Here is a 21,901-nt window from a genome sequence, read left to right on the forward strand (position 1 = left end):
CTATTTTTTAAATAAAAAATAAATATTACCTATTCAATAAGTCTAGTATTACCTAAATATCGCTTTAAATAAGGAGAAAAAACCTCATAAATTAAAGTTAAAGGTTGACCATGATGCCAAAAAAGATAATGTCGCCCCCAAAAAGGCCCTTTTTCACCAAAAGCCAACTCTAATTCAGGTGAATTACCATAATAAATCCCTTCAATATCTCGATATAACTCAGTATGTAAGCGGGATAAATTCTCCCAAATTGGGAGGGAACGATTTTGTAAATACTCATCAATATGTAAAGCTTCCCACCAAGAGGTAGCATAAGCCAATCTTTGACCATCAGAGGTTCTGAGCCATACTTGACGGCGTAAACGGGGAGAAGGAAGATTTTTAATCTCACTAGGGGCATGATCGGGATCATCACCCACTAAAGACATATCAATCACATCAACTTCAATCTGTTTACCAGTTAATAATTGTAAATGACGGGTGGGAGAACCATCACCTAATAATAAAATTTGCCAAGGGGGCGCTAGTTGATGATGGGGTAAACCTGTGTTAATTAAATCTTTATCCCCTTGCCATAAAGGAGAAAGGGCATACCATTTTAAATCAGAAACACAGACAGTTGGGGGTTGAGTTTTTAAATTAACGCTCAAGGTCTTTACAAAACTTTACTATGATCTTTGATCATCATAAACAATTTTTTCCTAATCTGCTAGTGTGAATTGAAAATCAGAAATTAGCTCAAAAATTATTGTTATGTGGGGTGATAGAGCGATCGAGCCGAGGGAAATTTAGTTCTGCTCAAAAAAAATTTTGATAAAATTGATCTTGTTAATTATAATTACTTTCCTTTTCCAGAAACAAATTTTTATTTTATTATTTAAAATAACTGTTTGAACTGGAGATACAGGAAAACCCACTTATGATAATATCTCGACTTAAATCAATCATTTTAGGCAACTGGGGAGGTAGAGTTGCTCTTACCAGTATAGTTGTTTCAAGTTTAATCCTGATCTTAAGGCAATTAGGGGCGTTTGAGGGAGCAGAATTGAGAAGTTATGATTCTTTAATTCGTGCGAGAAAAGTCCGTCCCCTCGATGATAGGCTACTGATTGTGACGATTACTGAAGATGACCTTAAAAGTCGTCAAGAGGCTTTTATCTATGATCAAACCTTAGCAGATGCGATGAAGAAACTTCAACAATATCGGCCGGCTTTGATCGGTTTAGATATTGATCGTAGTATTCCCATGCCGAAAGGAAAAGAGCGTTTAAATTTGGCTCAACAATTACAACAGCCTAATGTGGTTGCGGTATGTGCTTTATCGGGTTTAAATTTTGAAGGCTCACCTCCCCCCCCTGAAATTAGTCCACAACAAGTAGGTTTTGCCGATCTGCCTGAAGATACTGATGGGGTACTTCGCCGCAGTTTACTTTTAGGGAAGCCTCCCCAAAATTCTCAAGACTCAAAAATTCAACATTTATGCAATGATCCCCAAGGGGATGATTTATTTTCTTTTGCTTTTCAGCTTTCCTATTTATATTTACAATCATTACCCGATCCGGTGCCAGTTGAACCCACTCAAGATTTTAAAATTAAAATGGGTGATACCATTGTCGATCGCTTAATTGGTAGTTCTGGAGGTTATCAAACCTCTGGAGATAATATGGGAACTTACTCAATTTTAATTGATTATCGTAATGGCAAATCTCCCAGTCAAATTGTGACCCTTGGGGATTTATTAAATGATAAAGTTGATCCCAAATTAGTCGAAAATAAAATTGTTTTGATTGGTTATGATTCCATCGCTATTCCTGATACAAAATTAACGCCCTATAGTGGGGGATCACAGGATGAAAAAGCCTCCATGTTAGGGGTAGCAGTTCACGCCCAAGTAGTCAGTCAACTGTTAGGCATCGCCCTTGATGGTCAAAAACCAATTGGTTATTTACCCCAGTCCTTAGAATGGTTTTGGATTATTAGTTGGTCAGTCATTGGTGGTTTAATTACTTTTAGAAAGTTTAAACAACTTTGGTTAGTGGGTTTAATTAATTTGGGATTAATTGGTTGTTTAATTTTAATTGTTAGAATAATGATGACTAATAGTTCTCTCTGGCTACCTTTCCCCCCTGCACTTTTAGCCTTAGTTTTTACAACTGTGATCACAACTTTAATCGATCGAGTTCCCACCGTCCAAAAAATGCTCAAAATTAGTATTGAGATCGACTGGGATCAAGTGCGCAAAGAAGCTGATAAATTAGTCTCAATTTCCGGTCAAGTCTCCCCATTATCATCAGTAGAAGAAATAGACTTAGAACAGGCCGAAAAGAAAGCAAAACAAACATATTTAGAAGAATTACAAACACGGGCTAAACAACGCCGTAAAAAGAAATATACCCCCCCTGTTGCCGAGCAACCCGTGATAGCACCAGTTAAACCAGTGGACACACAAAGCAATATCTTATCTCAAATGCAAGGTAAAATTACTCAATTAAAAGAGCGTTTAAGTTCAAGAAGGGGTAAACCTGAAGTTGTGATTGAAAAGGGGATTCTTTCAACACAAAACACTACTTCTAGCAGTCAAACTATTGAACAACAGGTTGAAATGCAAGAATTAGAGCGTTATATTGAGGAAGTCTTACACCATGCTAGAACGATCAATTCATTAATCAGTAATCAGTAATCAGTAACCAGTTAATTATTAATTATCTATTATTTTTAAGAGGAGTGTTTTATTTATGTCTAATGCTAAAATCGTTTCAATCCATTCCTTTCGAGGAGGTACGGGAAAATCAAATTGTACAGCCAATATTGCGGTAAATGTGGCTAGACAAGGTAAAAGAGTGGCTATTATAGATACAGATATTTATTCTCCCGGCATCCATGTTTTATTCGGTTTTGATGAAAATAATATAGATAAAACACTCAATCATTATCTCTGGGGTCAATGTAGAATTTCAGAGGCCGCCTACGATGTGGCTAATATTTTTAAAGGCGAAGAAAGCAAAAATTTTATTTATTTAGTACCTTCTAGTATTAAAACCGGAGACATCGCCCAAATTCTTAGAGAGGGTTATGATTTTAATCTTTTATGTGATGGTTTTTATGATTTAATTGATGCTTTAAAATTAGATTATTTATTTATTGATACTCACCCAGGCTTGAATGAAGAAACTTTACTTTCTAGCAGTATTTCTGACATTTTAATTATTGTTTTAAGACCTGATAAACAAGATTTTCAGGGGACGGCGGTAACGGTTGAAGTCGCCCGTCGTCTTGAAGTACCAAAAATGATGTTATTAATTAATAAAGCCCTTTCTAATACTAATCAAGTTCAATTGAAAAAAGATGTGGAAAAAATTTATCAAGTTCCCCTCGCCGGAATTTTACCCCAATCTGAAGAATTAATGCAATTACAAAGCAGTGGCATTTTCTCTTTGCAAATGCCTAATCATCCCTTATCAAAAGTTTTTCAAAATATGGCTCAAATGATTATTAAATCATAGCTTATAACTAAGCAATAATAAGTAATAAATAATAAGTTAATAATAATCAATAACAAACAACTAATAAAATTTATAAAATTTAATTTATTTTCTCCAAAAAACAATGACTGGAAAGTTATTTAATTCATCTAATCAAACGGAAGAAACACCCCAAAATCGGACAATTACTGATATATTGGCCTTGCCTCCAAATCAGAGGAAAATTGTTAATTATATTAGACGTAATAAACAGTGTACTCTTGAAGATCTATTACAAACTATTGAAGAAAATCCAGACACAATTGAATCTGATTTACAACTATTAATTCAAGAAGGTTTTTTAAATATTGAAGTTATCAATGGCACTATTTATTATTCTTTTGAATTTGGACAAAAAAAGGGTATTGAAACAGATTTAGATCAAAAAGATGATAAGCAAAAGATCGTTGTGCCGAATAAACCAATCGGTTTAATTATTAATCCTAGTAGTAATTATGTGATCACAGCTGGGGAGGAATTTATTTTAAGAGTTTCTGTGATTAATCAAGGAGGACAAAGCGCTTTAATTTACTTACGATTGGATCACTCTTGTGAATTAGTACAGCAAGTTTGTGGTTATATCGAAGGACAAACTGTCGCCTTAAATTCCGGCCAATCCCATGAAATTGTCTTCAAAATCCCCATTCCAAGGGAAACTTTAGTTGGTAATTATAAATATCGTTTAGAAATAGATGCACCTAATCATTATCCTGAGAATACTCCTATTTTTCATCAGGCACAACTCCAAGTTCGCCCTTATATCGCCCAACTAGAAAAGGAAAGTGATCCTTTTTTCCTTGTTTCTCCTCAAACTACTTCCACTAATCCCTTTGTGACGGAAGTTACTCAACCTATTTCTGTCACAATTCAAGTTTATAACCGTTCTGATCAAGTCGATCGTTTTCGTTTAACCTGCACGGATCTTCCTCCAGAATGGTACAAAATTACCTATCCTGAAGGCACACCCCTGCCCGGCCTTGTGATTAATACGGATGGACTAGAGTTAAATCCGGGGGAAGCCAATACAATTGTATTAACTATTACTCCCCCCCAAGATGCGATCGCCAAAATTTACGCCCCTACTTTAAGAGTTTATTCAGAGAATTTATTACCAAAAACAGAAGCAGAAGCACAACAACAATCTTCAGAATTGGTAATGCTGGATCTGTTTTATTTTCAAGTACAGGCTTATTATCAGCTTAACTTAGAAATGAACACCCGCAGGGGAACAATTAAAGAAGAAAATGATCGGGGAGAATATGAAATTAAATTAGCCAATAAAGGTAATACAGCTAGACAATTAAAATTAGTAGTAGATCCGCAAAATAGTGAAAAATATTGTATCCATCAATTAACATTAGATGAGTTAATTTTAAATCCGGGAGAATCAACTAAAATTAGATTAGATGTGTCTCCTCAAGGTAGTTGGAAACGTCAATTTTATCCAAATGTTCTTAATTTTAATGTCGCAATAATTGATCAAGAAGAAATAGAAATTCCCAACGATCAATTTGATGGAATTTTAGTAATAGAAGGGCGGCCATGGTGGCAATTTTTCTTTTTAATTTTAGGAATATTAGGCACAATTGGAGCATTTATCTTTTTAATTTGGTATATCTTTTTTAGAGCAAAACCAGCCCCACAAATTACCAGTTTTAACTCCCAAAGTGTGATTTATCGAGAAGTTAATAATGATGTAATTCGTTTAAATTGGGAAATTACCCAAGCCAAAAGAATAAAAACAATTACAGTTAATGGTTATTATAAAGATGCTTCACCCATTGCTAAACCAATGATTTTTGATTTTAGCAAAGGATTGCCCCCAGAATTAAAAGATAAATGTACATTAAAACAAATTTTAATTTGTAATGGCATTGTTACTAATGCTAGAAAATCAGAAGAATATACATTTGAATTAACCCTTGTTACTACGGATAAAAGAGCGCAAATTATTACCTCTAAAACTAATCCTATTAAAATTGAGGCCATTCCCATTCCTGAAATTAGCGAATTTATCCCAACTCAGCCCCAATATAATGAAAGTAAATTAGCCAAAAATCCTCCTAAAAATCAACTTTTAGAAGGTCAAATTTTATTAAATTGGACAGTTAAATTTGTGGATCAATTACAAGAATTAACTTTAGTTGGTAAAGATAAAGAAGGAGTAGTAGTTTATCCAGCCCAATCAATTTTTGTCGTTAAAGTTAATGATCCTAAAAAAGTAGCTCAACAATTACAATTATTACCAATTAAAAATAATTCAATCTTAATTTTACAATTAATTAATCCTGAAACTAATCAAGAAGAAATTAATACTTGTTTAGTCAAAGATGGAAAACAAAGAAGTTGTATTCCTATCCCTAATTTCTGTCAAATTAAAACCGAATTTCAAGCAGAAAATTTAATTTGTCGGGGCTTTCCCACTGATATTAGAAAACCTGGGGAATACACTTTTGAGTTAACACCTATTCCCACAAAACCATTAGAAGAACCCTTACCCCCTAAAATTAGCGATGTAATTAAAATTTTACCCATTCCCTTAAACATTCTTTCTTTTCAAGTGAAAGTATTGCAAAATGGCGAACTAATTGGCTTAAAAAATGGGCAAGTTTTACCCCAACTGGCCAAATATCCCATCCCCGTTGTTAACCCTAATAAGCCCTTAGTTTTAGAAATAAGTTGGATCGTAGATGGAGGATCGGGTTTAAGTGTCCAATTAACACCTTCCCCCGGAAATGTTAAATCAGAGGGTAAAATTAACTATTTTGTCAGCACCAATGCCGGAAGTGAAACCATTACCCTCACCGCAAGTGATTTATCGGGCAATGTGGTTAGTCGTTCCTTTGTGATCGAGACGGTTTTACCCCCTGAAAAACCCCAAGGTGAGGGTAAAAATGGCCAAGAAAATGGACAAAAAACCCCACCACCGCCCTCTGGCACGAATCAACCCCTTACCCCACCGCCCGATCGAGTTCCCACTTTAGGAGAACCCCCCGCCGTGACTCCCCCTCAAACTCCGGCCAACGGTAATAATAATCAGCCTTCTGCCACCCCTGCCCCCACACCATCAACACCACCACGCCCACCGGAAGCCCCCGGAAGCAGTCCGCCCAATCCCCCCGGCCGTAATGCTCCCCCTCCGGCGGAACTTCCTCCGAAAATTCAGTAAAATTTTGTTATTGGTTATTGGTTATTACATTTCATTAAGGCTAAAGCCTTATGCTACAAAAACGAAGCCTGCGCAGACAGGCTTTGTTCGCATAGCCCAACCCTTTAGGGTTTGGGGCAAAAATTAGAACCAATATATATCAATAATTTTATTAATAAAAAAATATGCTCAAAAAATTTAAAAAATTCTTTAATATTTCCTCATTCAAACCCTATTTATTAGTAATAACTTTTTGCTCAATTATTACTGGTAATAATTCCCAAATTTTAGCGGCCGATCAACAAAAAGTTGATCAACTTTTGGCTACTAAACAATGTGCTGAATGTAATTTACAAGATGCTAGATTAGGCGGGGCTAACCTGCGAGGTGCTAACCTTCGAGGGGCTAATTTAATTTTTGCCGATGTTAAAGGCGCTTCTTTAGATGGGGCAATTTTATTAAATGCTTTAATGGGCAGACTACAGGCACAGGAAGCTAGTTTTTTCCGTGCTAATTTTCAAAATGGTTATTTAAGGGAAGCTAATTTTTCTAATGCTAATTTAACGGAAGCTAATTTAAAATTTACTAATTTATTACAAGCAATTTTTTTAGAAAGTAATTTAGAATCGGCTGATCTTTCTAATTCTTCTTTAAAATTAGTTAATTTTTCTAATGCTAATTTGAAAAATGCTAAACTTCGTAAAGCTGATTTAACTGAAGCAATTTTGACGGGAGCAAGTTTAGAAAATAGCGATTTAAGTAAGGCTAATTTAACTAAATCTAATCTAACTTATGTTGATTTTAGAGGCACAAAATTTGATGATGAAACGATCATTGATGAGCGTTGGTTACAAGTTTGGAAAGTGGTTAATCAAGCTGAAGTTAACGATTGGACAGGGGTTAATTTAACCGAAGCTTATTTACAACATATAGATTTAAAAAATAAAAATTTTACTAATGCTAATTTAACTAAAGCTCTCCTCTTTATGGTTGATCTCAGGGGTGCTAATTTAACTAATAGTAATTTAACCGAAACTAAGTTTCAATTTTCCGATTTAAGGGGCGCAAAATTAACAGGTGCAAATTTAGCTAATACGGATTTAAGGGATACTAATTTAGCCGAAACTGATTTAACTTTTGTTAATTTTCGGGGAGTTTTAATTAATCAAGGTACAATTATTGATCAAAAATGGCGTTTAGTGTGGGAATTGGTTAATTTAGGCGCGCAAGGGCGGGATTTAACCGCTATTAACTTTGAAAATAGCGATTTACAAGCCGTTGATTTTAGTGACAGTATTTTACAAGAAGCTAATTTCGCAGGTGCTAATTTATCCGGTTCTAATTTTAGTAATGCTAATTTATTTCGGATTAATTTAGAACGTGCTAACCTTGAAAATACTAATTTTAATCAAGCTACCGTGCGCAATGCCAATTTAAGAGGTGCTATCCTAAAAGGTGGTACTTTCAACCGAGCTAATTTAAGAGAAGTGGATTTAAGGGATGCTAATTTAGAAAATGCAAATCTTGAAAATGCCTATCTTAACGGCTCAAATCTCGTCAATGCCAAACTGAGGGGCGCTAACCTTAATCGTACTAATCTAACGGGGGTTAATCTTTTCGGGGCGGATCTAGATAGTGAAACTTTATCAAGACTGGAAAATTTTTGTGGAGTAACAAAGCCAGATGGTCAAAAAACAACTGAATGTGAATAAAATTAAATCCCAATCTCCTTTCTTTCTTTTTCTGTTGATCATCTCTGGTTTAGGGCTAACGGGAAATCAGCAGTCTACTTTAGCACAGGAAAGTCCTCAAGAGTTGGTTTCAATCTGTGAAAATTGGCGAGATGCACCAAGCCCCGATAAGGCTTTAGAGGCTTGTAATAAGGCTTTAGAAATCGGTGAGTCTGGTGTTTGGTCAGCTAAAGGTGATCTGTTATTTTTAGGTTTAAATAATAATTTAGAGGCTTTAAGTGCTTATAATGAAGCTCTTAACCGTAATTCCGTCAATTCTCAGGTTTTAACTCGTCGTTGTAAGGTTTTAATTAATTTAGCCAGATTTGATGAGGCGCTTGATTCTTGTCAAAAGGCTTTGAGGGTTAATGATAACTGGGGAGAAGTCACCTCGGCCATGACATGGAATTATCAAGGGGAAGCCCAAGCTAGAATTGATCAAGGTGAAGAAGCCTTCTATTCCTATGGTTGGGCGGTTCAAATTAATCCTCAATATGCCCTAGCTTGGCTTAATCAATGCCGTTTATTCTATCAACAACAAAATTATGATCAGGCCATTAGTTATTGCGATCGCGCTTTAGCCACTAATCAAGATTGGGAAACCGACTCGCCAACCATCGCTTTAACTCAAAAAGCCCAAGCCCTCAAAGCTTTACGGTGGTATGATTTGGCCTTAGAATCCTTAAATCAGGCTTTAGCTTTAGATGAAAAAAACCCCACCGCATGGACAGAATACGGTAAATTATTAGACTTATTAGGCAAACATGGCGAGGCCTCGGCCGCCCATACCCAAGCGGTAACATTAGCGCCCACCTACGCCCTTGGTTTAGTTAATCAATGTTATAACTTAAATGCTTTAGGTAAATATGAGGATGGCTTAAAAGCTTGTCAAAAGGCGATTTTAGAAGGTGACGGCCGTTGGGGTGAAGAAGGAGTGGGTTTTGCATGGAATCAGCAAGGGGTGGCTTTAACGGGTTTACAGCGTTATGAGGAGGCTTTAGGCTCATTAAACCGAGCTTTAGCCATTAATGGAGAGGACGATCGAGCTTGGACAAATAAAGCGGTGGCTTTCTGGTATATGGGGCGTTATGAGGAAGCCTTAAGTGCCTCTCAAAGAGCGGTTTCCATCAATCCCAGTTCAACTTTAGCATGGTTTAACTACGGCCGAGTTTTGACCACTTTAGGCGAGTTTGAGGCTTCTTTAGCGGCCTATCAAAACGCTTTACGGGGCGATCGTTATTTAGAGGATAGCTCCTTATTTAGTACCATTTGGGTTAATTTAAGTGCTGTATTTTGGAGGATGGAAAGATATGAAGATAGTATTGAGGCGGCCAATAATGCCCTAACTCTCAATCCTGATCAGCCGGATGCTTGGTATAATAGGGGTTTATCCGATCTGGCTTTACAACAATATCGCAAAGCGGCCTTAGATTTTGAGGCGGCCTTAAAAGTTGATCAAACTAATGCGAATTATTGGGCGGGATATGGTATTGCTTTAAGATATTTAGAGCAATATGAGCAGTCTTTAGCGGCCTTAACTAAAGCCTTAGAAATTAATCCTGCCCATCCCCAAGCCCTCGCTAATCAGGCGATCGTACAACAAAAATTAACTGATTTAAGTCAGCAATAAACTTCAACAATTAACACTTGATCAAATCGGAGATTTTGCTAATCTCTGATTTTTGATCAATAACTAATAATTAATAACAAATATGCTTGAAACTCAATGGCAAATTCTCGAAAATATAGCAATTTCTGAAGAATTATTAAGGGAAATTAAACCCTATCTTCAAAAATTTAACTTAGCTCATTGTCAAGGTAAATATATTGCTCAATTATTACAACAAAGGGGCATAATTGAGCAAAAAAAAATAGCAGGTTTTCTCGATCCAGATCAATATCAACCCGTTTCACCCTTTGAGTTTGGCCAAGAAATGAAAATGGCGATCAATCGTCTTTCAATTGCTAGAAATAAAGGGGAAAAAGTTGCTATTTGGGGAGATTTTGATGCGGATGGAATTACATCTACCAGTTTATTATGGGATGGGTTAGGACAATTTTTTAAACAACAAGAAACTTTAATCTATTATATCCCTAATCGGTTAACAGAATCTCATGGTTTAAATGAGATGGGTATTCATAAATTAAAGCAACAAAATGTTAGTTTAATTGTTACTTGTGACACCGGAAGCACTAATTTTCAAGAAATAGAATTAGCTCAAAATTTAGGGATTGATCTTATTATTACCGATCATCATACTTTACCTGATGATCGCCCCTCAGTTACCTCAATTCTTAATCCTCGTTATTTTGCCTCCCATCATCCTCTGTTTCATCTTTCAGGGGTAGCGGTAGCTTATAAGTTAGTGGAAGCTTTATATTTAAGCTTTCCTGACATTCCCCAACAACCTTTAGAAAATTTATTAGATTTAGTGGCCATCGGTTTAATTGCGGATCTGGTATCCTTAGAGGGAGATTGTCGTTATTTGGCTCAACAAGGGCTGAAACAGTTACAAAAACAGAATAATTCCTTAACTGTGACTCGGCCGGGGGTGGCCAAACTATTAAAATATTGTAAAGGGAATGGCGATCGCCCGACTGATATTTCTTTTGGCATTGGGCCTAGAATTAACGCCGTCAGTCGGATCCACGGTGATGGTCATTTCGGGGTTGAATTATTAACCAGTCAAGACATTAAAATATGTGAGGAATTGGCAGAAAATACAGAGTTAGCCAATAGTAGAAGAAAAGAACTACAACAAAATATGCTTAAAGATGTGAAAAATAAAATAGAATTATTAGATTTATCTACTACCAGTGTGATTGTATTAGCGGATCCCCAATGGCAAGGGGGGGTTTTAGGTTTAGTGGCGGGGCAGATCGCCCAAGAATACGCGCGGCCAACGGTTTTACTCTCCTATACCGAGGGTGAAAATGGGGATAATTTAGCGAAAGGCTCGGCTAGATCTATTCAAAGTATTAATTTATATGATTTAGTTAACTCCCAAGCTCATTTATTACACCGTTTTGGGGGGCATCCTTTTGCGGCTGGTTTGAGTTTACCTTTAGAAAATTTAGAGTTATTTAAAGAGGGAATTAATCAACATCTTAAACAAAGTTATCAGTTAAATATTTCAGCTTTAAAACCTACTATTACCGCAGATTTAATCGTTAATGTAGCTGAATTAGGACAAGATTTATTTAAAGAATTGAAATTACTTGAACCCTGTGGGATGGGAAATCCAAAACCTAAATTATTAATCAAAAATTGTTGGTTTACTGAGCTAAGTAATCAAAATATTCAAGACTTAAAAGGAAGAAAAGTTAAATATATTAGAACATTTTTTAAAATTTGGGATCAAAGCACTTCTAAAGGGTTTGATGGGGTTTGGTGGGGGCATTATCAAGATGAAATTAGCCTTAATCAAAAATATGATGTTATTGCAGAATTAGATTTTAACCCTTATAATAAAAGATATGAAATTAGTATTATTGATTTAAAAATATCAAGTTTTATTGATCAAGATTATCTTCAATTTAAAGCTAAAAATAATATTATTGATTATCGTCTTCAAGAAAAAATTGAGCCTGAACAATTAGCAGGAATTGTTATTAATAAATCGCCTTTGAGTTGGAATGAAATTAGACAGAATTATCAACGGGCTAAACAATTAGATCAACCCCTAACTTTAGCCTATCAAATAACTAACTTTGAAACTCCTGAAATGATCTGGCAAAAATTAATTGGCATTGCTAAATATTTGAGTCGCACAGGGGCGCAAACTACCCCCGAAAAAATTAAAGAAAAATTAAATTTGAGCGATCGCAGTTTAAATATTGGCTTATTAGCCCTTGAAAAAGCAGGTTTTCACACTCAGCGCCAACTTAATTCTGTAACCATTACTAGCCACCCAAAACCCCCATTATCTGAGGATTTTATCGTGGATCAGTTTATGGCATTAGTCAAAGAAGAACAATTTAAACATCAATATTTTAGTCAAATACCCTTGACAACTTACCAAAATATCCTTTATTATGAGTGTGGATGAGAACAAAAAAAGATGTTATCATCAAATAAAAAATCAAAAAAGGCAATGTTTTCAGATAAAACTATGATCTAATATTAATTTAATCTTGAAAACCAAAGAGATTTGACTTAACTTAATAAGAGCATAAAAAAACATAAATTGGTCATCAAATCAAGACAAAATTAACATTTTTTCTTAGTAAGAAAACAAAGCCTTAATAAGAGCATTGAATCAAAAATAAATTTCTTTACCTTTTGATTAGAATAACGAAAATTCAGTTATTTGTCTGTGATAGAGAAGTGATGTTTTTTGCATCATGCTTTATTTTACAAAATCATTATTGTTATATTTGAAATGAATTAATTTTCATGGATATGGAACTCGAAGATACGATAATTTTGGTTAATCGCCTATTAAGAAATCAGCCTTTAAACTCTGTTGAAGAAAAAGTTTTGAGGGAATGTTTAGAAGACAAAACCTACCAAACAATCGCACAAAATTTAGGTTATACCCATGATTATATTAGAGTTTTAGGCTCGAGTATTCTAAAACGATTATCTGATGCTTTGGGTCAGGAAATAAAAAAAAGTAATGTTTGTGAGATTTTAAGTGAAATTGATCTCACAAAACTAATCAAAGAACACACAAATTTTTATACAACTGATCTCACAAATTTATATCAACCTAAGTATGGTTTTGACTGCCCAGAAGAATTAAAGTACCCAGATGGCATTATTCCCTTAACATCAATTTTGTATATTCAAAGACCTTGGTTGGAGGTAAGATGTTATGATGCAATTGTGCAAAAAGAACCGTTAATTCGCCTCAAATCACCCCAAAAAACGGGTAAAAGTTCTCTTTTAACTCGAATATTAAACTTTGCTCAACATCAGGGATTTAAAACCATTTCTTTAAGCTTTAAATTAGTGTCTCAGGATCAATTAACTGATTCTAATTCATTTGTTAAATGGTTTTGTGCAGTGATTAGTCAAAAATTAAATATACCCCATCAAATTAATTATATTTGGGATGATATTTTTGGAGCAAATTATAATGCAACTAACTATTTTGAACAGTATATTTTACCGGAAATTAAACAACCGATTATATTAGGTTTAGATGATGTAGATTTAATATTTGAACATCACAATGTGGCTAAAGATTTTCTAACTTTATTAAGGGCATGGTTTGAGAAAGTAAAATTAGGAGATTTAGAAAATGAAAATTGGCAAAAAATCAGTTTTATCATTGTTCATTCAACAGAATCTTATTTTCCTCTCAATTGGAATAGTTCGCCGTTTAATGTTGGTTTATCTATTAAATTACCTAATTTTACATTGGAAGAAGTTGAAGAATTAATTTGGCTTTGTGGAACTACGGTTTTAGAAAAAATTAAGAAAAAGAATTGGCAAAAATTAATTGATTTAGTAGGAGGAAATCCCTATTTAATTCGCATTTTTTTCTATCATCTTACCCAAGATAAATTAGATGCAGATCAAATGTTAAATGAGGCTTCAAGTGTTCAGGGAATTTATCAAAAACATTTAACTTTTTATTTTAATTATTTAATTAGTTCTCCTCATTTGAGCAAATTATACTATCAAATAGTCACCTCAAAAGATGCGATCAAATTATCGTCTCAAGAGGCTTTTAAACTAGATAGTCTGGGGTTAATTACCCTTAATAAAAATTATGCTATTCCTCGTTGTGAATTATATCGCCAATATTTTAGGAATGCGTTAGAATAAAATTGTCCCAGAGGGAAAGTAATACCATTTACATTTAGTAGTTACATCGTTAAACCCCTGAAATCTTTATGAATAAACTATTCTATTAAGCCTCAGTCTGAAGTTACTTTATGCAAATGGTATAATAAGTTGATAACTAATAAGTTAGATTAAATTAAAATATAAAAAAATTAAAATATTTAACAATTTCAAACTAAAAAATAAAAAATAAATGATTAATATTTAATTATTAAAGTTTAAAATTTATGAAAAATCCATTTTATCAAGTAGGGGGAAGTCTTGCAAAAGATGCCCCCAGTTACGTTAAAAGAAAAGCTGATGATGAATATTATCAAGCCTTATTAGAAGGTGAATTTTGTTATGTTTTAAATGCCAGACAAACGGGAAAAAGTAGTTTAAAAATTCACACAATGGCACGTTTAAAAAAAGATAATATTGATTGCATTCCCATAGATTTAGGATTAATAGGAACACAAAAATTATCCTGTGAACAATTTTATGCTTCTTTTTTGGGATTATTAGTTAAAGGCTTAAAAATTAACCTTTCTATTGGTGAATGGTGGCGAGAATATAAGCATTTTTCATCTATGGAAAAATTAGTTTATTTTTTTGAATCAGTGATGTTAGAACACATCAAAAAACCAATTATTATTTTCATAGATGAAATAGATAGTATTTTAAATTATAATTTTAATTATAAAGAATTTTTCTTATTTATAAGTCAATGTTATGAGCGCAGAAACAGTGATCCAAGATATAAAAAACTTAATTTTACAATTTTAGGAACGGGCAATTTTTTAGAATTATCTAAAAAGTTAAATGAAGAACCTTTTATTATTAGTAGACATATCTTTTTAACTAATTTTAGATTGGAAGAAATCGAACCTTTATTATTAGGTTTAAGTGAGATTATTGCCAATCCAAAAGAAACTTTAAATCATATTTTAGAATGGACGGGCGGCCAACCTTTTTTAACCCAAAAAATTTGTAAATTATTAGGAGATTATTGTCAAGAACAAAATCAATTTAATCAATATATTAGCTCTGCTTGGCTTAATCAATTTATTTATGATAAAGTGATTCAAAACTGGGAAATTCAAGACGAACCGGAATATTTAAAAACAATTAGAGATCGAATTTTAAATTTTAAAAATTTCAACTCTACCTTAAAACTTTATCAAAAAATTTTACAAGGCCAGCCCGTTAAATTTATGCTCAATCCCGATCATATTGATTTATGTTTATCTGGTTTAGTAATGAGAAAAACTGATTTTTTCTATATTAATAATCGAATTTGTCAAACAATTTTTAATGATCAATGGTTACAAGAAAAATTATTTATTCATCAAACAAACTCGGTTTAAATGATTAGCCCTCACCTTTAGCAGAGGTGGAAAAGGCTTAAGAAGGGATCGCCGGCCGTTAACCTCTACAGATGTTTTTCGGCCTAGATGATCCAATCTTAAGTAAACTTTACATAAATTCAGCAAAAAAGTAGATAGATATGTTACCCTAAAAACAGAATCCCTAGAACTAACATTAATTTTTAATTATAAATTTTTATTTTTAATAATGAGAAACGCCCCTTCTCAGGTCAATTTTAATCAACAAGTTCAGCAAAAACTAAAACAAATGCTGGAAATTTATCGTCATTTATCATCTGATTGTGACCATAATAATCCCCAATTTAATCAATACTGTGTTGCTTTAGAACAACATTGTCAAGATTTATTAGAATTAGGGAAAATAAGCAATTTTCCGGCGTGGGTTGAGCTTTTAACTGTTATTAATCAAGTCATTTCTCAAAGTAATGATGATTATAAAAATACAGTTGGTTTAATTATTAATCAAATTCAACATTCGGCTAAATTAATTGCAAATGGGCAAAGGAAAAATCTTAAAATTAGTCCTAAAATAGAACAAATTTATGATCAACAAAAATTAAATAAATATCAATCTGAACAAACAGAATCAGACTTAGAATTATCAAATTTATTTGATCAAAAAGTTAAAAAGAATCTGAATGTTTCAGACAATCAAAATCAGGAGGTTCAAGCTGTGACAAATAAAAATTCTATTCCTCAAAATTCATCCAAAGCTGATCAGGATCTATTTGATCTATTTGGCGAAGATTTTGACTTTGATGAATCATTAGAAAAAGAAACGATTATTTTCCCGTTAGAAGATGAAAAGAGCAATCAGGCTAATAATGAATTGAGTCAATTATTCGGAGAAAATTTTGGTTTTGATGATGAACAAACGATTATTCAATCAACTCCTTTTTATGTGGAAAAAGGGACGGAGCTTGGTAAGAAAAATAAAGAAAATCAACCTGAACAATCATCTCAAAGTCAATCGAATTATCATTCTTTGAAGACGGCCGATGAGCCTTCTTTTAGTCAATTTTTACAAACTGAATTTGCTTTAGAAGAAGAAAATAAAAGGGCGAATAAAAATGTGATCGATCATCAAATTAATCAAAATCAATCATTAAATGGTGATGATAATGATGATGATGAATTAAATCAATTTTTGGAGGAAGATTTTTTAGCACAATATCAAGTTGAAGATAATGTTGTTACTGATTTTGAAGCCAATGGTGTGGATGAATTGAGTGAACTATTAGAATCAAGTTTATCTTTAGGAGTTAAACATAATAAACAGGGAAATGTGCATCAAGTTTCTAATAATTTAGATCGAATTAATAATTTTATTGAGGAGGATTTTTTAGCTGAATATCAATTAGAAGAATCGTTAATTAATGGGAATAATTCTTCTGAAATTGATGAATTAAGTGAGCTTTTAAATCAAACGATCGCCGCCCATGCTTTCAAATCAAATCAAGAACAAAAAGTTGAACCTTTACTAGATTTAGATGATTTATTAACGGAAAGTTTTACTTCAAAAAATACCACTAATCATGGTTTAGATGAAGATAATTTGGGGCTATCACAAATTGATGAATTAAGTCAACTTTTAGAGGAAAGTTTAAACGATGTTAAAGAATCAAAAGTTAGTTTTAATGTGGAGCAAAAAGAACTAGATCAGCAGTTTTTTAATAATTTTAGTGAGGCGGAATTTTTAGATGAACAAGTAGACATTGATAGTCAAGATCAAGACAATAAAGAACTTGACGAATTGAGTCAACTTTTAGCAAATAGTTTAAGTTTAGAAACATCTGAATTATCACCATCACAAATCAAAGATAATAGTGATCTGTTTAATAATTTTTTAGAGGGAGAATTTTTAGAAGAATATCAACTCCAAGATGAATTAGATCAATTAGATCAAGGTGGTGAAGTTTATTCAGAAATATCTGATTTAGATAAATTTAGTAAGATATTAGAAGCTAATTTGGCTCATGATTTAATTGAGGATAACTTAGCACAAACAAATCAATTAGATCGGTTAAATTTAGCAAAATCTGACTCATCAAATCATCAAATTACTAATCAAAATATAGATGAATTAGAAAGTTTATTAGAAGATTCAAAAACCAAATTTTCCTATCCATTATTTGAATTATATGATGATCTAAGTGATTTAGAATTTTTATTAGAACAGCCTCCCATTTTTGAGCCAATGGAATTAAATGGAGAGGTGAAACATCTTGAATATTTAATTAATGGATTAATTTCTTTACATCTTGAATTTTATGATAATTTTAGCGAACTTGAAGACTTATTAGATCAATGTGCAAATAATCAATTTAATCTTGATGGGATTAATTTTGAGGAGTTAATGAATGTGATTAATACTCCTGCTCAAAGGGATAAAGTTCAAGAACAAAAAGTTAAATCAGATCAAGAAACTGCGGTTTCTATTAAGACTGAAGTTAAGGTTAAACCTGTGACAAAAACATCTATTCAACCGATGATTGTAACCGAACCTAAACCAGTGGAGAAAAAACCCATCGTTAGAGAAGATGATGAGTTTGGAGATCTAGAGGCATTATTAGATCCTGATATTGTGGGGGGTAAAACTAATGCCCCCCAACGTCAAACTAATCAACCGAAAAAAACAAATGTTTTTGAACAAACAATGAAAGTTCCGGTTAAACAATTAGATAGTTTAAATAATTTAATGGGGGAATTAGTTGTTAATCGTAACAGTTTAGAACAGGATCAAGAAAAATTACGCCTCAGTTTAGATAAGTTACTCGAACAGGTGCAAAATTTGAATGATGTGGGTGGGAGAATGCAGGATCTTTATGAGCGATCGCTGTTAGAAAGTTCCCTCTTGGCCGCTCGTCAAGGGGTACGCCATAACTATTCCTCCTTTGGTAGCTCAGTCAATAGTAATGATCAAGATTATGATCCCTTAGAGATGGATCGTTTTACGGGCTTCCATTTACTTTCGGCTGAAATGTTGGAATTAATTGTCAGAGTGCGGGAGTCGGCATCTGATATTCAATTTTTAATAGATGAAACCGATCAAGTGGCGCGCACTTTACGTCAAGTTTCTACCCAAATGAGTGAAGGCTTAACTAAAACTCGAATGTTGCCTTTTTCCCATACGGCTGAACGCTTCTCCACGGGGCTATTCCGCATTAAACGTAAATTGAAAAAAGAGGCAAAATTAATCATTGAAGGGCGGGAGGTTTTGATTGATAAAATGATTCAAGAACACCTCCATGATCCCATGACTCACTTAATTAATAATGCCATGACTCACGGGATTGAATCCCCTGAAGAAAGAAAAACCTTAGGAAAAGAGTCGGAAGGAACAATTACGGTTAGGGCTTTTGTACAGGGGAATCAAACCTTGATCAGTGTTTCCGATGATGGGGCAGGTATTAATGCGGCCAAAGTCAAAGCCAAAGCGATCGAGAAAAAATTAATCACCCCTCAAGAAGCGGCCAAACTGAGTAAATCGGAAATTTATGATTTTCTGTTTAATGCAGGTTTCAGTACGGCGGACAAAGTGGGAGAATTAGCAGGAAGGGGAGTAGGTTTAGACGTGGTGCGTACCAGTTTAAATGAGATTCGAGGATCTGTGTCCATTGAATCAAAAGTTGGTCAAGGTACAACCTTTATTATTCGTCTACCGTTAACTTTAAGTATTAGTAAAGCTTTATGCTGTTTAAGTGATCACGCTCGGATCGCCTTTCCGATGGATGGGGTGGAAGATATGCAGGATTATTTACCCAATGAGATCCAAACTAACCCACAGGGGCAAAAATTTGTCCTCTGGCGTGATACCTATTTACCATTCCAAGCTTTATCGGAATTTCTCTCCTATAATCGTCAAATCAGTAGAAGTTCCGTTTATGGAAAACAAGCCAGTGAGACTATTTCGATTGTAATTTTGCGTAGTGCGGGTAAACTCCTTGCGGTACAAGTGGATCAGGTCTTAGGGGAACAAGAAATCGTAATTAAACAAATTCAAGGCCCGATCCCCAAACCCCCCGGTATTGCGGGGGCGACTGTGTTAGGGGATGGGCGTATTATGCCGATCGCCGATGTTTTGGAATTAATAGATATTTCTGAGGGTAATTTACGCAAAGAAGCGGGTGGTAATTTATTCAAAGATAGTGAAGTTAGACCGATCGAGGAAGCAAAATCTCAACCCATTGTGTTAATTGTGGATGACTCGATCACCGTTAGAGAACTATTATCAATCAGTTTTAATAAAGCTGGTTATCAAGTGGCACAGGCGAAAAACGGCTTAGAAGCATGGGAAAAACTCATTTCCGGCTTACCCTGTGATATTATCTTCTGTGACGTGGAAATGCCACAAATGGACGGTTTAGAGTTACTTTCTAATATTAACAATGATGAAAATTTAAAAGAAATTCCCGTGGCCATGTTAACTTCTCGTGGTGCGGAAAAACATCGTAAAATTGCGGCCGAACTCGGTGCGAGTGGTTATTTCACCAAACCCTATTTAGAAGAAGTTTTATTAGACGGGGCGCAAAAAATGATGGATGGGGAGGTTTTACTGGCTCATAGTACCCGTAAACCTAAACCAAAAGTTAAACCTGTTACTGTCTCCGAAGCACCAAAAGCTCAGGAAACAGAATTGCCCATTGTTCATCATGCGATCTTACAAAGTAGCGTTAAAGAAAAACCAAAAGTCTTAATTATTGATGACTCAGTAACGGTGCGCGAACTGTTATCTATGACTTTCAAAAATGCCGGATATTTAGTTGAACAAGCTAAAGATGGTGAGGACGCATGGCAAAAATTAAACGATAATCTTGATATAGATCTGGCCTTCTGTGATATTGAAATGCCACGTTTAAACGGCTTAGACCTGCTTTCTCGGTTACAACAAGATGAGCGTTTATCTAAATTACCTGTAGCCATGTTAACTTCCCGTGGTGCGCAAAAAATGAAAAATATTGCGGCACAAAGGGGGGCAAGGGGTTATTTTGTCAAGCCTTATATGGAGGAAGTTTTATTAGATGCGGCCGAGCGTCTCTATAAAGGTGAAATGCTTTTTAACATTGAGGAGGAAACGGTTGAACCGTAAACAGTGAACAGTACCCAGTACGCAATGACTAATAACAATATTTTTATGTCTATATTCTTTGCATTTGCGATCGCAATGATCACAGGGATTTTTTATTTTGCAGGTTTATGGTTAACCGTTAAACAAGTAACTAAAATCTCTAAACCTTATTTATGGTTAATTATTAGTTTTCTGGTGCGATTAATCATTATATTAATAGTATTTTACTTTCTATTGAGAGCCAATACATTTAATATTTTTCCTTGTTTAATTGGTTTTTTATTGATTAGATTTATTTCGATTAAAATTGTTTCTCAAAAATCAATCTTAATTGATCAATAATCTTAAAAATTATGTCCTATCAATTACAATTACCCGATCAAGTTATCTTTTGGCAATGGAATTTTATTAAAATTAATGCCACTTTAATTTTTACTTGGCTTGTGATGGCAATTATTACCATTAGTTCATGGTATATTACTCGTAAATTGTCTGCTTCTAAGGGTTTATCCGATGGACAAAATTTTTTAGAAATCATTGTTTTAGCTATTGCCCAACAAATCAAAGATCTTTGTGGAAAATCACCTCAATCTTTAATCGCTTTTATCGGTACAATTTTTTTATTTATTGCTTTTTCTAATATTTTAAGTATCATTCCTGAGCCTTTATTTCGCCCTCCTACCGCTTCATTATCTACCACTTCGGCCTTAGCTTTTTGTGTGTTAATTGCTATTCCTTTATATGGAATTAAAGCTCAAGGTTTTTTCAATTATTTTAAACAATATTTAGAACCTAATTTTTTGATGTTACCCCTTAATATTATTTCCGAATTTTCTCGCACTTTAGCCCTAGCGATGCGGTTATTTGGCAATATGTTAAGTGGCACAATGATTGTGGGTTTATTAATCGCTTTAACCCCCATTTTTGTTCCTACAATTATGCAATTATTTGGTTTATTAACCGGAGTAATTCAAGCTTATATTTTTGCTATTTTAACCTTAGTTTTTATTGCTAGTGCTATGGAAACTAAACAAAATAATCAACAAAATCAACCTAAAAATAACGATTTAGATCTAGATTAAAAATTAACTATTCTTGTAATATTTGTTCATCATTAAACTCTTGACAAATTACAATAATCTAGTTAAAATTAAGATAGATAAATTAAAATAAAACTTAAAAATTTTTTACAATTAGTTTTTGTGGAAAAAAAGATTAATTTGAACTAAAAATTTACCGGAAAAAATTAATATTTTTTTAATAATTTTTCTAC

General features: G+C 33.7%; 12 protein-coding genes. 11 read left to right on the forward strand and 1 reads right to left on the reverse strand.

All coding sequences use genetic code 11. The annotated features are described in order from the left end of the window. Positions 1-29: 29 nt before the first annotated feature. The gene (locus tag Anndu_RS15190) at positions 30-650 is read right to left on the reverse strand and encodes a chorismate lyase (RefSeq protein WP_464101992.1); all 621 of its coding nucleotides are present in this window, start codon (positions 648-650) and stop codon (positions 30-32) included. Positions 651-919: 269 nt separating this feature from the next. On the opposite strand from Anndu_RS15190, the gene Anndu_RS15195 reads away from it, so the two are divergent. The 11 genes from Anndu_RS15195 (at position 920) to Anndu_RS15245 (ending at position 21,710) form a co-directional block, all read left to right on the forward strand. Beyond that, positions 920-2,680, forward strand: coding sequence for a CHASE2 domain-containing protein (locus Anndu_RS15195; protein WP_464101993.1), 1,761 nt, complete (start codon positions 920-922; stop codon positions 2,678-2,680). Between the two features lie 55 nt (positions 2,681-2,735). Beyond that, a complete protein-coding gene (locus Anndu_RS15200; protein WP_464101994.1) occupies positions 2,736-3,503 on the forward strand; it encodes a MinD/ParA family ATP-binding protein in 768 nt (255 codons plus the stop codon). A 103-nt stretch (positions 3,504-3,606) separates the two neighbouring features. Continuing rightward, a complete protein-coding gene (locus Anndu_RS15205) occupies positions 3,607-6,690 on the forward strand; it encodes a COG1470 family protein (RefSeq protein WP_464101995.1) in 3,084 nt (1,027 codons plus the stop codon). Between the two features lie 164 nt (positions 6,691-6,854). Next, a complete protein-coding gene (locus tag Anndu_RS15210; protein ID WP_464101996.1) occupies positions 6,855-8,381 on the forward strand; it encodes a pentapeptide repeat-containing protein in 1,527 nt (508 codons plus the stop codon). Beyond that, positions 8,353-10,029 (forward strand): tetratricopeptide repeat protein, encoded by a 1,677-nt coding sequence (locus tag Anndu_RS15215; RefSeq protein WP_464101997.1) that lies wholly within the window; start codon positions 8,353-8,355, stop codon positions 10,027-10,029. Before Anndu_RS15210 ends, Anndu_RS15215 begins: the two co-directional genes overlap by 29 nt. An 82-nt stretch (positions 10,030-10,111) precedes the next feature. Beyond that, a complete protein-coding gene (recJ, locus tag Anndu_RS15220) occupies positions 10,112-12,448 on the forward strand; it encodes a single-stranded-DNA-specific exonuclease RecJ (protein WP_464101998.1) in 2,337 nt (778 codons plus the stop codon). 347 nt (positions 12,449-12,795) lie between these two features. Then, positions 12,796-14,175 (forward strand): AAA-like domain-containing protein, encoded by a 1,380-nt coding sequence (locus Anndu_RS15225; protein WP_464101999.1) that lies wholly within the window; start codon positions 12,796-12,798, stop codon positions 14,173-14,175. A gap of 245 nt (positions 14,176-14,420) precedes the next feature. After that, positions 14,421-15,539 carry an AAA-like domain-containing protein gene (locus Anndu_RS15230; RefSeq protein WP_464102000.1) on the forward strand — a complete coding sequence of 373 codons (1,119 nt, stop codon included), beginning with the start codon at positions 14,421-14,423 and terminating at the stop codon, positions 15,537-15,539. 2,005 nt (positions 15,540-17,544) lie between these two features. Continuing rightward, positions 17,545-20,649: a hybrid sensor histidine kinase/response regulator gene (locus tag Anndu_RS15235; RefSeq protein ID WP_464104122.1), complete on the forward strand. Its 3,105-nt coding sequence runs from the start codon at positions 17,545-17,547 to the stop codon at positions 20,647-20,649. Between the two features lie 45 nt (positions 20,650-20,694). Beyond that, positions 20,695-20,970 carry an N-ATPase subunit AtpR gene (locus Anndu_RS15240; RefSeq protein WP_464102001.1) on the forward strand — a complete coding sequence of 92 codons (276 nt, stop codon included), beginning with the start codon at positions 20,695-20,697 and terminating at the stop codon, positions 20,968-20,970. 11 nt (positions 20,971-20,981) lie between these two features. Continuing rightward, positions 20,982-21,710, forward strand: a complete 729-nt coding sequence (locus Anndu_RS15245) for a F0F1 ATP synthase subunit A (RefSeq protein ID WP_464102002.1) — start codon at positions 20,982-20,984, stop codon at positions 21,708-21,710. Positions 21,711-21,901: the final 191 nt, after the last annotated feature.

The organism is Annamia dubia NIES-4383, assembly GCF_055394725.1.

What these genes read in the sequence shown, in the direction of transcription:
- Anndu_RS15245 (WP_464102002.1), top strand. Translation starts at nt 20,982, where the DNA reads ATGTCCTATCAATTACAATTACCCGATCAAGTTATCTTTTGGCAATGG.
- Anndu_RS15230 (WP_464102000.1), top strand. Translation starts at nt 14,421, where the DNA reads ATGAAAAATCCATTTTATCAAGTAGGGGGAAGTCTTGCAAAAGATGCC.
- Anndu_RS15205 (WP_464101995.1), top strand. Translation starts at nt 3,607, where the DNA reads ATGACTGGAAAGTTATTTAATTCATCTAATCAAACGGAAGAAACACCC.
- Anndu_RS15240 (WP_464102001.1), top strand. Translation starts at nt 20,695, where the DNA reads ATGTCTATATTCTTTGCATTTGCGATCGCAATGATCACAGGGATTTTT.
- Anndu_RS15195 (WP_464101993.1), top strand. Translation starts at nt 920, where the DNA reads ATGATAATATCTCGACTTAAATCAATCATTTTAGGCAACTGGGGAGGT.
- Anndu_RS15210 (WP_464101996.1), top strand. Translation starts at nt 6,855, where the DNA reads ATGCTCAAAAAATTTAAAAAATTCTTTAATATTTCCTCATTCAAACCC.
- Anndu_RS15225 (WP_464101999.1), top strand. Translation starts at nt 12,796, where the DNA reads ATGGATATGGAACTCGAAGATACGATAATTTTGGTTAATCGCCTATTA.
- Anndu_RS15200 (WP_464101994.1), top strand. Translation starts at nt 2,736, where the DNA reads ATGTCTAATGCTAAAATCGTTTCAATCCATTCCTTTCGAGGAGGTACG.
- recJ (WP_464101998.1), top strand. Translation starts at nt 10,112, where the DNA reads ATGCTTGAAACTCAATGGCAAATTCTCGAAAATATAGCAATTTCTGAA.
- Anndu_RS15215 (WP_464101997.1), top strand. Translation starts at nt 8,353, where the DNA reads ATGGTCAAAAAACAACTGAATGTGAATAAAATTAAATCCCAATCTCCT.